Annotated in this window: 12 protein-coding genes; 9 read left to right on the top strand and 3 right to left on the bottom strand. The window is 57.5% G+C overall.

Going from position 1 to position 15,575, the window contains the following annotated elements; all coding sequences use genetic code 11:
- Positions 1-6 precede the first annotated feature (6 nt).
- Positions 7-1,617, bottom strand: a complete 1,611-nt coding sequence (locus VE009_RS12900) for a response regulator transcription factor (RefSeq protein ID WP_325008189.1) — start codon at positions 1,615-1,617, stop codon at positions 7-9.
- Entirely contained in the window at positions 1,614-3,356 is a 1,743-nt protein-coding gene (locus tag VE009_RS12895) for a sensor histidine kinase (RefSeq protein WP_325008187.1), read from the bottom strand. The genes VE009_RS12900 and VE009_RS12895 overlap by 4 nt, the downstream gene beginning before the upstream one ends.
- 301 nt (positions 3,357-3,657) lie before the next feature.
- On the opposite strand from VE009_RS12895, the gene VE009_RS12890 reads away from it, so the two are divergent.
- The 5 genes from VE009_RS12890 (at position 3,658) to VE009_RS12870 (ending at position 9,071) form a co-directional block, all read left to right on the top strand.
- The gene (locus tag VE009_RS12890; RefSeq protein ID WP_325008668.1) at positions 3,658-4,560 is read left to right on the top strand and encodes an ABC transporter permease; all 903 of its coding nucleotides are present in this window, start codon (positions 3,658-3,660) and stop codon (positions 4,558-4,560) included.
- A gap of 19 nt (positions 4,561-4,579) precedes the next feature.
- Positions 4,580-5,497: a carbohydrate ABC transporter permease gene (locus tag VE009_RS12885; protein ID WP_325008185.1), complete on the top strand. Its 918-nt coding sequence runs from the start codon at positions 4,580-4,582 to the stop codon at positions 5,495-5,497.
- A 67-nt stretch (positions 5,498-5,564) separates the two neighbouring features.
- Positions 5,565-7,166, top strand: a complete 1,602-nt coding sequence (locus tag VE009_RS12880) for an extracellular solute-binding protein (RefSeq protein WP_325008183.1) — start codon at positions 5,565-5,567, stop codon at positions 7,164-7,166.
- 91 nt (positions 7,167-7,257) lie between these two features.
- Positions 7,258-7,986, top strand: a complete 729-nt coding sequence (locus tag VE009_RS12875) for a ThuA domain-containing protein (protein WP_325008181.1) — start codon at positions 7,258-7,260, stop codon at positions 7,984-7,986.
- Positions 7,983-9,071 (top strand): Gfo/Idh/MocA family oxidoreductase, encoded by a 1,089-nt coding sequence (locus VE009_RS12870; protein ID WP_325008180.1) that lies wholly within the window; start codon positions 7,983-7,985, stop codon positions 9,069-9,071. The genes VE009_RS12875 and VE009_RS12870 overlap by 4 nt, the downstream gene beginning before the upstream one ends.
- A gap of 91 nt (positions 9,072-9,162) precedes the next feature.
- Here VE009_RS12870 and VE009_RS12865 read toward each other — a convergent pair whose 3' ends face one another.
- Complete coding sequence (locus VE009_RS12865) at positions 9,163-10,335, bottom strand: ROK family transcriptional regulator (RefSeq protein WP_325008178.1); 1,173 nt, start codon at positions 10,333-10,335, stop codon at positions 9,163-9,165.
- Between the two features lie 222 nt (positions 10,336-10,557).
- On the opposite strand from VE009_RS12865, the gene xylA reads away from it, so the two are divergent.
- The 4 genes from xylA (at position 10,558) to VE009_RS12845 (ending at position 15,539) form a co-directional block, all read left to right on the top strand.
- Positions 10,558-11,865, top strand: coding sequence for a xylose isomerase (gene xylA / locus VE009_RS12860; RefSeq protein WP_325008176.1), 1,308 nt, complete (start codon positions 10,558-10,560; stop codon positions 11,863-11,865).
- Between the two features lie 69 nt (positions 11,866-11,934).
- The gene (gene xylB, locus VE009_RS12855; RefSeq protein WP_325008174.1) at positions 11,935-13,431 is read left to right on the top strand and encodes a xylulokinase; all 1,497 of its coding nucleotides are present in this window, start codon (positions 11,935-11,937) and stop codon (positions 13,429-13,431) included.
- 292 nt (positions 13,432-13,723) lie between these two features.
- A complete protein-coding gene (locus VE009_RS12850; protein WP_325008666.1) occupies positions 13,724-14,650 on the top strand; it encodes an ABC transporter permease in 927 nt (308 codons plus the stop codon).
- A 13-nt stretch (positions 14,651-14,663) separates the two neighbouring features.
- Complete coding sequence (locus tag VE009_RS12845) at positions 14,664-15,539, top strand: carbohydrate ABC transporter permease (protein ID WP_325008172.1); 876 nt, start codon at positions 14,664-14,666, stop codon at positions 15,537-15,539.
- The last annotated feature ends 36 nt before the right edge of the window (positions 15,540-15,575 follow it).

The following is a 15,575-nucleotide window of genomic DNA, read 5'->3' as shown; positions in this document are numbered from 1 at the left end:
TTTATTCTATTCCGCTCGCTCGGTTTTCGATCCTCGCTTGTATTCGTGCGGACTGACGCCGACGTCTTGTTTGAACAGTTTGGAGAAGTAAGAGTAATTCGAGTACCCCACTCTTTGGGCCACGGCATGGACGGATAAGTTCGTGGTTTCCAATAAGTGCTTCGCCGCCGCGATCCGCGCTTGGATAATATAGCTTCCGAGCGAAATCCCCGTTTCTTTCTTGAACAGCCTCGCCAAATAGTCGGGGTGGAGGTAGACGATTTCCGCCAGCTGGTTTCGGGTCAGATCGTCCCTGCAATGGGTGTGGATATATTGCTTGATTTGTTCGACGACCGACTTCGGCTGCTCGGTGAAGCTCCGATAATCCATGGCGGTGTTCACCAAGTATCGCAGATACGCCTCCATATCCTCGATCGAGTTCAACGATTGCACCAGCAATCGGTCGTTCGTCCGGCCGGCGTACAGCTTATGCGCCTGAATCCCTTTCGTCTTGAGGAACGCATAGACGAGCTGCACGATGTCCAGCCGAAACAAACTTAGAATGGAAACGTTAAGCGTCCGGTGGGTTAAGTTGTTCTTCAAGTATTGCGACGTTTCGGCGAGGAAGTCGTCGGGACGGTTCGAATCCAGCCATTGTTCCAGCCTCGACAAGTTCGGCGGCGCATAGTCGACGGCGGGCTGACGGCTGAAACTGTCCGCATGGAACGTCTGATTCCGGCACTTGACGACCTCTTCGTTCAGGGTCAGCAGCCGTTTGACAATGCCGCTCATGTCCTCCAGTCGGCCGGAAGAGGCGATCGTACAGCAGGCGTCGGCCTTCAGGAACCGGTTCGCCTTCGGTATGAAGGCGGTACACAGCGCTTCCACCGCGTCGACCGCAGGCGGCCGGTTCCATCTCAGGACGGCTGCCCAGTTGTAAGGTTTGGTTTCCAGAATCGTCTCGATCGTAAAATCGGAGCTTCGGAACGATTCGTATAACACGTTCAGGAGCGCGAAATCGAAAAGTCCCTTCTCCGTTTCCCCTAAACTGCCGTCGTAAGGGAACACGTGGATCAGCAGCGGCTGGAACGGATCCGTCATGCGATACGGCAAATTATGCTCTTCGACGGAGCGGGCGAGATCTGCCGATTTCATCGGGAACGAGGCGCTCGCGTCGACGAGCTTCCGCCAGAAATGCTCCTGAATTTTGGCTTGGTTTCTCTGCCAGTAGTAGCCTTCTTGGATCGCTTTCTCGTTGTTCCGCTGTTTCCTCGCGCGGGCGATCGCCTTTTGCAGGATGAGCATCAGCTTGTCGAACTCGATCGGCTTCAGGAAATATTCGAAGCTCTGCAATTCGATAGCTTTCTGCGCGTAATTAAAATCCGCGTAATTGGTGAGAAAGATCGTTTGAATATCGTAGTTTTCCTCCCGAATCCAAGCCAGGAGCTCCAGTCCGCTTCCTTGCGGCATATCGATATCGGAAACGAGAACGTCGACCGGATGGCTTAGGATGATGTCCCGGGCTTGAGCGACGTTGCTGGCCGTGTACACATGGTCGATCTGCAGCGCGTTCCAGTCGATTTTGCGCTCGAGCGCCGTCAGGACGAAGTAGTCGTCGTCAACGAGCAGGGCGTTCATGGGCGATCCTCCGTTTCGGTTCCATCCTCCGTACGATCTGGAAGAATCATGGTGACGCCGGCGCCGCCGCCTTCCAAATTGGTAAATCGGATGTCGGCGCCAGCATAGAGGTAATGCAATCGTTGTACGGCGTTCATGATGCCGATCTGCGTGCCTCTGGATTGATCGAGCGGCTGTCCGGTCGTCAGTTTCTCAAGCACCGGCGGCGGAAATCCGGGGCCGGTATCGGTAATCCGAATGATCGTGACGGAAGCGCCTGCCTCCTCCGTACGCCGCTCGACCGCAAGCGAAACCAGAACCTCCCGATCCCGGGACACGGCGTATTTCACCGAGTTCTCGATAAACGTCTGAAGTAAGAGGGGCGGTATGAGAGCGTCCGCCGCACGAGGGTCGATGTCGATTCGATAATGAAACGAATTCCGGTACCGCTCCCGCTGAATTTCCAAATAGGTGCGAACATGCTCGATGTCGTCCGCGAGACGGACAAAGTCCCGATCGTTTTGGAAAATGTACCGGAAATATTTCGAAATCGACAGCGTCATCCGTTCGATCTCGGCGTACATCTGCATCTGGGCCATACTGTAGATCGTTGTCAAGCAATTCAGGAAAAAGTGGGGTTTGATTTGCAGCTTCATATAATTCAACTGCATGCGCTGCTTCTCCAGCTCTCGCTCGTACAAATCGATTTTCACCGCTTTGATTTGCTTCACTAAGTCGATAAATTGGCGATTCGCTTTCTCCAGCTCAATGATCTTGTTGTTCTCGAAGTCGATCGGCTCGCCGCCGTTCATCAAAATCGCAAGATTGCTGGAGAAATGCTTGATCGGCTTCAATACCCTCTTCTGGAAATACAGCATGACGAAGCACAGGTTGCAAGCGATAAGAACGGCCAGCAGGACGACCAACAGCTGGGCGATCATAATTTTCTCGAACGCTCCGAACCGGATGACGAGCTCCACGTGAAAAGAGGCGTCCGAAAACTTGCGGTTTACAGTCGTTCCGAATTGCAGGCGATCGAAGAGCGACGAGGTTTCCGGTGTCTCGAGCGACTCGCCGTCGTTCGAGACCGGGCTCGTGACGCGGACGCCGGATTCGCTTACCAAGGAGGCGAAACCGCCGCCGCCTAAATTAATCTCGCGCAAGGGCCGGATGAGATCGTCCGCGGCTATCAAACTAATCAAATATCGATCGTGGTAAGGGACGATATTGATAATGTAATAAGTTCCGTTCAAGTCGATCGTCGTCCAACGGGAATAAAATTTGTCGTAAATGTCGGCATTCCGGATGTTCTCGGTAATCGTTCGCTTCAACGCCTCGTATTCGGAGTAAGTTACGCTCATAGGAGCTGTATTTAACAGGAAATCTTTGGTTTCTATATAGATAAAGAAGTTATACTCTTTTCCGTGGCTCCTTTGGAGTTCGGCGAAACGCTTGTATACGTTCTCATTCGCTTTCAGGAAGAGCGTATCGTTGGCGTCGCGTTTTGTCATCGTTTCCACATCTTCGTCGTTCGCGAGCGTCCAGCCCATGAAATGATGAATGTAAGCGAAGCTCTTGTCGATTTGATCGATATACAGGTCCGCCGTATCCTGCAAGTATCTGGCGGATTGCTGCCGGACGAGCGCGACGGACGCGAAACTGACGATAAAATCGAGAGTCAGAATAATGAAAGAAATGACGAGCAATATTTTCACGTAATGCTTGATCGGGTACATCTTTTCTTCCGCTCTTCCCGCCATGGCCCGCGTGCTCCTTCTGCGCCGCTTCTAGATTGTCGCGCGCTCCCCGAGTCATTTTCATATTAGCAAGCGAAACCGCGAAATTACAAGACGCCGGCGCCCCTTCTCTCGAAAGGTCCGGATCGGAGCAAAGAAGGTCCGGATTCGAGCGGGCCCCAATCGTCCTTACGACCAGAACGTCCGGATAACGCTTTCATGATGTCCGTATCGTCGACGGCCGGATGCGGTATGATGGGGTTAGTTCCGAGAGACGACAAAAAGAGGAGGATTCGTCTTGAACGCAAGTCAATCGACCGTCCGGATGCGGCGTACCGCGGCGAGGATCGGAAGGAACTGGGGCTTGTACTTATTGCTGCTGCCGGCCGTGGTTCTGCTCCTGTGCTTTACTTACAAGCCGATGTACGGCGTGATCATCGCCTTCAAAGATTACAGCCCGGCGCTCGGGATTGCCGGAAGCCCTTGGGCGGGATTCAAGTACTTCGAGAAATTTTTCCGTTCCTATCAATTCGAGCTTACGATAAAAAACACGCTGTTCATCAGCCTCTACAGTTTCGCGACGTTCCCGATTCCGATCGCGTTCGCGCTGCTGGTGAACCAAATGCGGCCGAACCGGTTCCGGCGGTTTTTCCAAACGGCCACCTATATGCCGCATTTCATTTCCATGGTCGTACTCGTCGGGCTGATGTTGATTCTGCTCTCCCCGGGGAACGGACTGATCGGCCACGTGTACCGCGCATTCGGCGCCGAGGCGCCGAATGTGATGGGCTCGCCCGGCTTGTTCAGCAGCGTGTACGTCTGGTCCGACGTATGGCAGCAGACGGGGTGGAACAGCATCATCTTCCTTGCGGCGCTGTCAGCGATCGATCCGAGCTTGTACGAGGCTGCCAAAGTGGACGGGGCGAACCGACGGCAGAACCTTTGGAACATCGACCTTCCGATGCTCATGCCGACGGCGATTACGTTGTTGATTTTGCGGATCGGCGGACTGCTCGGGGTCGGGTTCGAGAAGGTGTACCTGATGCAGAACAACCTAAACATTTCCGGCAGCGAGGTCATTTCCACCTATGTATACAAAATCGGCCTGTTAAGCGCCCAATACAGCTTTTCTTCGGCGATCAACTTGTTCAACACCGTCATCAACTTCGTGCTGCTGATCCTTGTGAATCAGATTTCCAGAAGGTACAGCGACAACAGTCTCTGGTAAAGGGGGAGGGGCAGACAAGATGAACATCGCGACGCATGCGGCGTTTCGGAGCGGACCGAAGAGGAAATGGTCTTCCGATACGATTTTCGAGGGACTGCTGTACGGATGGGCAGCCATAGTGCTGCTGATAACGCTGTACCCGCTTTACTTTATCGTCATCGCTTCGTTCAGCGATCCTTCCGCGGTCGGGAACGGGCAGGTGTGGCTGTTTCCCGAAGGGTTCACGCTGGACGGCTATCGGGAGCTGCTCAATCACGCCAATATTTGGATCGGCTACCGAAACACGCTTGTGTACACGGTCGTCGGAACGGCGATCGGGCTGGCCGTCAATGTATCCGCGGCTTACGCGCTTTCCAGAAGAGATCTGTTCGGCCGCAAAGCCATAACGTTGTTCTTTATTTTTACGATGTTCTTCAACGGCGGATTGATCCCAACGTTTCTTACGATTCGTGACTTCGGGTTATACAATACATTCTTGGTGATGGTGCTGCCGTTCGCCGTCGGCGTGTTCGACATCATTGTGGCGAGAACCTTTTTCCAAAACAGCATCCCTCCCGATTTGTGGGAAGCGGCGCAAATCGACGGATGCGGCAACCTGCGGTACTTCTTCCAGATCGTGCTGCCGCTCTCGAAAGCGATTCTTTCCGTGCTGGCGTTATGGATCGCGGTAGGCCACTGGAATTCATATTTCAACGCCTTGATTTACTTGAAAGACGAGAATCTATACCCCCTGCAGCTTGTGCTGCGGAACATTCTGATCACCAATCAAATGCAGTCGAGCATGGGCAGCGGGGAAGCCGCCGAAATCGCGCTTCGGCTCGCCAATATGATGCGGTACTCCGTCATCATCGTATCGACGATCCCGATTATGCTCGTGTATCCGTTCGTGCAGAAGCACTTTAATCAAGGGGTGATGATCGGAGCCGTGAAGGCGTAAAGCAGTCATGCACCGACTTATTCATGGAATCGGAAGGAATCATCTATCAAATCTAGGGGGAATCGGCATGTTCAAGAAAGCGATGACGTATCTTGCCCTTATTTCTACGACGGCCGTCGTACTCGCCGGCTGCAACGACGGCGGCGAAGCGGGAGGATCGTCCGCCGAAGGCAATACGGGAATCGGCTTTAATAAAGAGGGTCTTCCGTTGGTGGACGAACCGATTACGCTCGATGTGCTGACCGTTCGCTGGGGCAACATGGGAGACAGCTTCACGAAGAACGCTTGGCTGCAGGAGCTGGAAAAAGCGACCAACGTGAAGATCAATTGGCAGGTGATGTCCTCGAACGACTGGGGAGAGCAGAAGTCGGTCATGCTGGCGAGCGGGGAGCTTCCGGACGTCATCATGGGGAATATCGCGTTGAGCGACTCCGATATCATCAATAACTTGCCTTACTTCCGGCCGCTCGACGAATATATTGACGCGTATATGCCGAATTTGAAGGCTGCGATGGAAGAGACGCCCGTCATGCGAAAGCTAAGCACGTTCCCGGACGGAAACATGTATTCGCTTCCGGCGAGATTGCCGTCGCGGCCCGTCTCGGCGACGCAGCCGGTCATCAACAAAGCTTGGCTGGATACGTTGGGATTGGAGCCGCCGGAAAATATCGAGGAGCTTTACGCGGTACTGAAAGCTTTCAAGGAACAGGATCCGAACGGGAACGGAAAGCCGGACGAAATCCCCGTAAGCAACGAGGGCGATATCGAACTGCAGCTGCTCATGCCTTTCGGCATCACGAATCTTAGAGGGAATCTCATGATGATTCAGGACGGCAAGCCCGTATACTTCCCTACGTCGGAACAGTATAAAGAGGGCTTGAAATGGGCGCATAAGCTGTACGCGGAAGGGTTGATCGATCCGGAAACGTTCACGCAGGACGGCACGATGCTCAGCGCGAAGCGGCAAAATCCGGACGCGCCGCTCATCGGATTTACGTACCAATGGACGCCGGACGCCGTATTCGGCAAGTGGAGCGATCAATACGTCACTCTGGCGCCCATCGCCGGACCGGACGGCAAGCGATATCAGGAGGGAAGCCCGGAAGGGATGAGCTTCCGGCGCAACGAAGTGCTGATCACGACCTTCAACGAGCATCCGGAAGCGACGGCGCGATGGATCGACCAGTTCTATACGGCCGAAGCGAGCATTCAGAATTTCTGGGGCGCCATCGGCACCTCCATCGAGAAACACGGCGACGGGACGTATTCGCTGATGGCTCCGCCCGAAGGGACTAGCGCGGATGCATGGTATTGGGAAAATTCGCTGCGCGATTTCGGTCCGAAATACGTAAGCCCCGGCTTCGAGAAAAATATTAAGCTCGATCCGACGACAGGCGACGGCCTGAAGCTGGAGCTCGACAAGCTCGGGAAGCAGTTCGTTACCGAGCCGTACCCGGAGGTGATGCATACGGCGGAGGAGTATCAAGAATTGCCGACGCTCACGACCGACATCAACAGCTATATCGCGAGCACCCGCGCTCAATGGGTGACGAAAGGCGGCATCGACGAAGGCTGGGACGCCTACGTACAGCAGCTCAACGAAATGGGACTGCAGCGCTTGATTCAAATCTACGAAGACGCATACGAGCGCTATATGAACGTCGAATAAGCGGCCGGCGTTCATGCCCGCCCCGCCGGCAAGACGCCGCGGGGCGGCGCGATTCGTTAGGAGGCATTCATCTCGGAGGAGGCGTTGGCCGATGGCGGCGAGAGTGATGGTATGGAACGAGCATCGACATGAGCGAAGAAATTGTATCGTCAGGGACATTTACCCAGACGGCATCCATTGGACGATCGCGTCCTTCTTGGCGGAGGCGGGGTACGAAACTAGAACGGCGACGTTGGATGAGCCGGAGCACGGCCTGACGGACGAAGCGTTGAACGAGACGGACGTCCTCATCTGGTGGGGACATCTGGCTCACGAAGAAGTAAGCGACGAGGCGGTACGGAAGGTGCGGGAGCGCGTGCTGAACGGCATGGGGCTGATCGTCCTTCATTCCGGACATTTCTCGAAAATATTCAAGACGTTAATGGGAACGAGCTGCGAGCTGAAATGGCGCGAAGCGGACGAGAAGGAGCGGTTGTGGGTCGTGTCGCCGGGCCATCCGATCGTCGAAGGCATCGGGGAGTACATCGACCTGCCGAAGGAAGAAATGTATGGCGAGCATTTCGACATTCCGGCGCCGGACGAATTAATTTTTACGAGCTGGTTCGAGGGCGGGGAGGTGTTCCGCAGCGGCTGCGCGTACTTCCGCGGCAGCGGAAAAATTTTTTATTTCCGGCCCGGACACGAAACCTATCCTACGTATCATCATCGAGATATTCAGCGCGTCATCGCGAACGCGGTGCAATGGGCGCGGCCCGTTCGGCGCAGCCGACCGGTTTACGGGAACGCGAAGCCGCTGGAGCGAATCGGGGTGAAGGCATGAAGCGCGAGTATCGCATCGGGTTGATCGGTCTGGGAGGCATGGCGCGGGAGCATATTCACTGGATGGACGCCGTCGGCCGGTTCCGGGTCGTCGCCGTGAGCGACGTCGACGCGGAGGCGCTGGCGAACGTCGGCGGCCGGTTGGGCCTCGGCGAGGAGAAGCGTTACTCCGATTTCGTGCGGCTCATCGACGATCCGGACGTCGATGCGATCGTGTCCGTCACGCCGAACCATGTGCATGCGGATATCGTCCGCGCTTGCCTTCTCGCGGGGAAACCGTTCCTCGCGGAGAAGCCGTTCACCCGCGTCTTCGAGGAGGCGGTGCCGCTGTTGGAGCTGTACGAACGGAGGCCGGTGCCCGCGATGATCGGTTTTACGTACCGGTATACGCCGGCATTCCGCTATGCGCGAGAGCTGGTTCGCGGCGGAGCGATCGGCGCGGTGCGCAGCTTTTCGATACAGTACCTGCAGGGCTGGGGCTCCGCGATCTACGACACGCCTTATTTGTGGCGGTACAATAAGGAGATCACCGGTACGGGCGCGCTCGGCGATTTAGGCTCGCACATGATCGACATGGCGCGGTACTTGTTCGGCGAATTCGAGGAGCTTACCGCCATGCTGCATACGATCATCCCCGAGCGGAGAGATCCCTCGAGCGGGAAGCCCGTTCGCGTCGAGGTCGACGACTTCGCCAGCTTCGGGGCGCGAATGGCGGACGGGAGCGTCGGCGTATTCCAAACGACGCGGAACGCGGTCGGCTCGGGCAACCAGCACGAAGTGTCGATTTACGGCGATCGCGGCACGATTCACGCCTCGACGCTGGACCCGGACCGGGTGGTCCGAATCCGCGAGGAGGCGCCCGGTCAGCTGGCGAGGACGACGCTGGAGGTGCCGAACCGCTGCAAGACGAAGCAGTACGAGGATTTCTTGGCGCTGCTCGAGGGCGGAACTGCGGACGGACTTCCCGGCTTCCTGGACGGGTTTCGTAACCAAGAGGTGTTGGACGCCGTCGTCCGGTCTCACGTCACGAAGCGCGCGGTGCGATTGCCGCTGCTAGGGAGGCACGAAGCGGATCGGCAACAATAGCAGGAACGAAAAAACGCCCGGGGGGCGTTTTTTTCGTTTTCGTGCCCCCAAACGACGACGATCGTTCGTAAGGGCGCTAACTTCATGAACGTCACGCCTGCTCCCCCGCCTTCGCGGCGGCGAGAAACCGCGAAATCGCAAGGGAGGCGGCGCCGAGCGCCGCGGAGTCGAGTCCGAGCGAGGCGAATTCGATGCGCGCGCGGCGGCGATGCTGGCGCAGCGAGCGGCGCTCGACGGCGTCGAGCAGCGGCTGCTCCACGTACGCGCGGGCGAGGGCGAGCCGGTTGCCGACGATGACCATCTCCGGGTTGAACGCGTTCAGGATGGTAGCGACGCCGATGCCGAGATACCGGCCAATGTCCGAGAGGGCGTCCGCCGCCGCCGCGTCGCCTTCGTCCGCAAGGCGCAGGACGCTCTCGAGGTCTTCGCGCTCCGGATGAGGCGCGAGACGGTGCAGCAGCGCCTTCTCCGATGCGTACATTTCCCAGCAGCCCGAGCTGCCGCAGCCGCACGGGAGCCCTTGGTCGGCCTGAATCGTCATATGGCCGAGCTCGCCGGAGAAGCCGGACGCGCCGCGGTACAGGTCGCGGCCGACGATGAGCCCGGTGCCGATGCCGACGCCGGCGCTGATGTACACCGCGTCGGACGCGTCGCGCCCGATGCCGTACCGCTGCTCGCCGACCGCGCCGGCGTTCGCCTCGTTCTCGATGCACGCCGGAAGGCCAGCGGCGTCTTCCAGCATGGCGCGCAGCGGGACGTCGCGCCAGCCGAAGTTCGGCGCGGTAAGGACGACGCCGTCGCCGTCCACGATGCCCGGCACGCCGACGCCGACGCCGACGACGCCGTAGGGCGACGCCGGCGCCTGCGCCGTCAGCGCGCGGACGAGGCCGACGACGCGCTCCAGCACCGCGCCCGGCTCCGCGTCGCGCAGCCGCTGCCGCTCCCGCGCGACGACGACGCCGGACAGGTCGGTCAGCGCGGCGCTGATATAGTTGACGCCGAGGTCAACGCCGACGGCGTAACCGGCCTGCGCGTTGTACAGCAGCATCACCGGTTTGCGGCCGCCGCTCGAGGCGCCGAGGCCCGTCTCCAGCACGAGCCGTTCGTCGAGCCATTCGGCGACAAGGGAAGAGACCGTCGCTTTGTTCAGCCCGAGTTTCGCGGAAATGTCGGCGCGCGAAATCGGCGCATGCGCGATGATCGTGTCCAGCACGAGCGATTTGTTCATTCGTTTGATGTACGTTTGGTCCCCGGTCAGCTTCATGCCGCGTTCGTCCGCCCCTTTGTCGCGAAACCTTCGTTCGTTGATTTTTCACCATCATAGCACAAAAAATGAAAATGATGAAACTTAGTTTGTTGTATCGACAAACAAAGTGTTCCGTGCTACACTGATCTCAAACGCACGGTCGTTCCGCAGCCGGAGAGACGGAGATGTAAGCGCTATTCGCGGCGGCGACGTGACGATTTAATCGGGAGGTTTGCACTCATGAGCGTATTCCAAGGCATCGGCAAGATCCAATACGAAGGCAAGCAATCGAAAAACCCGTTAGCATTCAAACATTACAACCCGGACGAAATCGTGCTCGGCCGCCGCATGGAGGACTATCTCCGTTTCGCAGTCGCCTATTGGCATACGTTCGTCGGCGAAGGTTCCGACCCGTTCGGCGTCGGCACGGCGATCCGCCCGTGGCAAGGCTCGAACGGCCTCGACCTCGCGAAGCGCCGCGTCGAAGCGTCCTTCGAATTTTACGAGAAGCTCGGCATCCCGTATTTCTGCTTCCACGACCGCGACATCGCGCCGGAAGGCGACACGCTGCGCGAAACGAATAAAAACCTCGACGTCATCGTCGGCATGATGAAAGATTATATGAAGACGAGCAAGGTCAAGCTGCTGTGGAACACGGCCAACATGTTCACGAACCCGCGCTTCGTCCACGGCGCCGCTACGTCCAGCAACGCCGAAGTGTTCGCTTACGCTGCCGCGCAGGTGAAGAAAGCGCTCGAAACCGGCCTTGAGCTCGGCTCCGAAAACTACGTGTTCTGGGGCGGCCGCGAAGGCTACGAGTCGCTGCTCAACACGGACATGAAGCTGGAGCTCGACAACTTGGCGCGCTTCCTCCGCATGGCGGTCGACTACGCGGACGAAATCGGCTACAAAGGCCAGTTCCTGATCGAGCCGAAACCGAAGGAGCCGTCGAAGCATCAATACGATTTCGACGCGGCGACGACGATCGCGTTCCTGAAGACGTACGGCCTCGACGACCGGTTCAAGCTGAACATCGAAGCGAACCACGCGACGCTCGCGGGCCACACGTTCGAACACGAGCTGCATGTGTCCCGCATCAACGGCATGCTCGGCTCGATCGACGCGAACCAAGGGGATACGCTGCTCGGCTGGGATACCGACGAATTCCCGACGGATCTGGCGTCGGTCACGCTCGCGATGTACGAAATCGTCAAGAACGACGGCCTCGGCAGCGGCGGCGTCAACTTCGACGCGAAGGTTCGCCGTCAGTCGTTCGACGCGGAAGACTTGTTCTACGCGCATATCGCGGGGATGGACACGTTCGCGCGCGGCTTGAAGGCGGCGGCGCGTCTTATCGAGGAGCGCGTGCTCGACCAAGTGCTCGAAGAGCGTTACGAGAGCTTCCGCTCCGGCATCGGCCTCGAGATCGTCAGCGGGAAGGCGGATTTCAAATCGCTTGAGGCGTACATCATCGACAAAGGCGAGATCCAAAACAAATCCGGCCGTCTGGAGCAAATCCGCTCCCTGTTGAACGAATACATTTTCTAAATAGACTTGCAACGAAAAGGATGAGGGTCTCCGGAGGGGGCCCCCTTTCCATAGAGAGGAGAGTTCGGGATGAAGTACGTCATCGGCGTAGACCTCGGTACGAGCTCGGTGAAGGCGCTGCTCGTCGACCGGGAAGGGCGCATCGCGGGAGAGGCGACGCGGGAATATCCGCTGCTGCAGGAACGGTCCGGGTACAGCGAACAGCGGCCGGAGGATTGGGTGCGGGAGACGGTGAACGCGCTCGCGGACGTCGTACGCGCTTCCGGCGTGCCGGCGGGCGACGTGGAAGGCATCAGCTTCTCGGGCCAAATGCACGGGCTCGTGCTGCTCGACGCAGAGCATCGTCCGCTGCGCAACGCGATTTTATGGAACGACACCCGCACGACGAAGCAGTGCCGCGACATCGAGGCCGCCCTCGGCGGCAAGCTGCTCGACATTACGCGCAACCCGGCGCTGGAAGGCTTCACGCTGCCGAAGCTGCTGTGGGTGAAGGAGCATGAGCCGGAGCTGTATTCGCGAGCGGCGACGTTCGTGCTGCCGAAAGATTATGTGCGGTACCGCCTGACGGGCGACATCGCGATGGACCTCTCCGACGCGGCGGGGACGCTGCTGCTCGACGTGCGGGCGAAGGCGTGGAGCGCGGACGTGTGCGAGCGCGTCGGCGTGGACCTGGCGCTCTGCCCGCCGCTCGTCGACTCGACGGCGCTTGTCGGCACGCTGTTGCCGGACGTCGCCGCCGAGGCCGGTCTGACGAGCGGAACGAGGGTGTTCGCGGGCGGCGCGGACAACGCGTGCGGCGCCGTCGGCGCCGGGATTCTCGGCGAGGGCGCGACGATGTGCAGCATCGGCACGTCCGGCGTCATCCTCGGGTACGAGCGCGACAAGGACCGCGACTTCGCGGGGAAGGTGCATTTCTTCAACCATGCGCAGGAAGACGCGTATTACGCAATGGGCGTCACGCTGTCCGCGGGGCACAGCCTCGGCTGGTTCCGCGACACGTTCGCTCCGGGCGTGCCGTTCGGCGAGCTGCTCGCGACCGTCGGCGACGTGCCGATCGGCTCGAAGGGGCTGCTGTACACGCCGTATCTCGTCGGCGAACGGACGCCGCACGCGGACGCCGTCATTCGCGGCAGCTTCGTCGGAATGGACGCGTCGCATACGCGCATCGATTTCGCCCGCGCCGTCATGGAGGGCATCACGTTCTCGCTGAACGAGTCGATCGAGCTGTTCCGCGCCGCGGGCAAGTCCGTCGGCCGCATTCTCTCGATCGGCGGCGGCGCGAAGAACCCCGTGTGGCTTCAGATGCAGGCGGACGTGTTCGGCGCCGAAATCGCGACGCTGCAGAACGAGCAGGGCCCGGGCATGGGCGCGGCGATGCTCGCGGCGGTCGGCTGCGGCTGGTTCGGCTCGCTCGCCGAATGCGCGTCGGCGTTCCTCCGGTACGGCGCCGCGTACGAGCCGAAGCCCGAGAACGTTCAGCGGTACGCGGAGCTGTTCGAAGTGTACAAGGACGTTTATACGCAAACGCGAGGGCTTAACGAACGTTTGCAGAAGTTTCGGATATAATGAACACCGCCTTCACATCTAAATGTTTGCACATTCCCGGAAACCCAACCAGCGTTGGGTTTCTTTCTGTTTTTAAGTCAATCATGCGCTGGCCGATCTGCCGAATAAGGAAAATCGAAGACCGAAAACCCGCGCCGTTCCGGTCTTTTTCGGCGAATCATAAAAACTGCACATAAATAATGAGCATTGTGTAAGCGCTGTCAACGGTGGTATGTTTTCGTTACCAAAAAGACAAAAGGAGTGGGTTGGCAGCATGCAGAAAAACGCGACGGCCATCGCGGGGAAGGCCGGGATGCGCTCTCGGTTTCAAGAGACTGCGGCGGTGCTGGGAAAGGATTTTAAGAAAAATAAACTGCTCTACCTCCTGTCGTTATCCGGCGTGGCATATTACTTGATTTTCAAGTACATCCCCATGTACGGCGCCTTGATCGCCTTCAAAGAGTTCTCGCCGACCAAGGGAATCCTCGGCAGTCCTTGGGTAGGGTTCAAGCATTTCGTGGATTTCTTTCAAAGCTATTACTTTTGGAGAATTTTGCGAAACACGATCATGATCAACGTATACGAGCTGCTGTTCGCTTTCCCGGCCCCGATCATCCTTGCGCTGCTTTTGAACGAGGTACGCAAAACGATGTTCAAACGAATGGTTCAGACGGTTACGTATTTGCCGCATTTCGTTTCGATCGTAGTCATTTGCGGGATGTTGGTCGATTTTTCCTCTAAAGACGGATTGTTGAATACGATCCTAGGTTGGTTCGGAGCGGAGCCGCAGAATTTGTTGTTGAATCCCGATTTGTTTCGAACCATCTATATCGGTTCAGGCATCTGGCAGGGCATCGGTTGGGGATCGATTATTTATCTCGCCGCTTTGACGGCGATCGATCCGCAGCTTTACGATGCGGCGACCGTCGACGGCGCGAATCGCTGGAAGCAAATGGTACACGTGACGCTGCCCGGTATTATGCCTACGATCGTCATTTTGCTGATTCTGCAAATCGGCGGGATGATGAACGTCGGATTCGAGAAAATTATCCTGCTGTACAATCCGCAGACCTACGAAACCGCGGACGTCATCTCCAGCTTCGTCTACCGGCGAGGCATACTGGAGGCGAATTACAGCCACAGTACGGCGGTCGGATTATTCAATGCAACCATTAACTTCGCACTTTTGATCCTTGCCAATCGCGTCAGCCGCAAGGTCAGCGAAACAAGCTTATGGTAGGGGGAGCGCAGGGATGATGAAATCGTCTTTCGGAGATAAACTGTTCGACACATGCAATTACGCATTGTTAACCGTCTTAATGTTGATTACGTTATATCCTTTCCTCTACGTGGTTTTCGCATCGCTGAGCACGCCGTCCGAACTGATTAAACATACGGGCATCCTGTGGAAGCCCCAGGGCTTCTTCCTTGAGGGATACCGTCTGGTCCTGCTCAATCCGATGATCGGCGTCGGTTATCGAAATACGTTGTTTTACGTTGCCGTCGGTACGGTCATGAATGTGTTCTTCACCGCGTTGTTCGCTTTCGTCCTGTCCCGCAGGGATTTGTTTTGGAAGAAATACATGATGATGATGATCGTGTTCACTATGTTTTTCAGCGGCGGCTTGATTCCGGATTACATGCTGGTCAAACATCTCGGCATGCTCGATACGCGGTGGGCGCTGATCGTGCCCGGCTTGATCGCGACATGGAATTTGATCATTATGCGTACGTCGTTCCAGTCGATTCCCTATGAGCTGGAGGAGTCGGCTAAGATGGACGGAGCATCGGATTGGACGGTGTTTTGGAAAATCATACTCCCTCTCTCGGTCCCGCTTTTGGCCGTTATGGTGCTGTTTTACGGCGTACAACACTGGAACGCTTGGGCAAGCGCATTGATTTATTTGCGCGACCGCGATTTGTTCCCGCTGCAGTTAGTGCTTAGAGAAATTTTGATCCAAAACAGCATGAACGACATGACCAACCTGACGACGGACAGCGACCCGTTCCTGGGCGAGGTCGTCAAGCATGCGACGATCGTCGTGGCGACCGTTCCGATCTTGGTCTTGTACCCGTTGATTCAGCGGCATTTCACGAAAGGGGTTATGATCGGCGCGCTGAAGGGGTAACATTCGCCGATTCGCGAAAGGGGGGATGCCGGAAAG

Origin of the sequence: Paenibacillus sp. (assembly GCF_035645195.1) — a bacterium.
GTDB lineage: Bacteria > Bacillota > Bacilli > Paenibacillales > YIM-B00363 > Paenibacillus_AE.
This window is presented reverse-complemented; position numbering and strand designations above follow the sequence as displayed.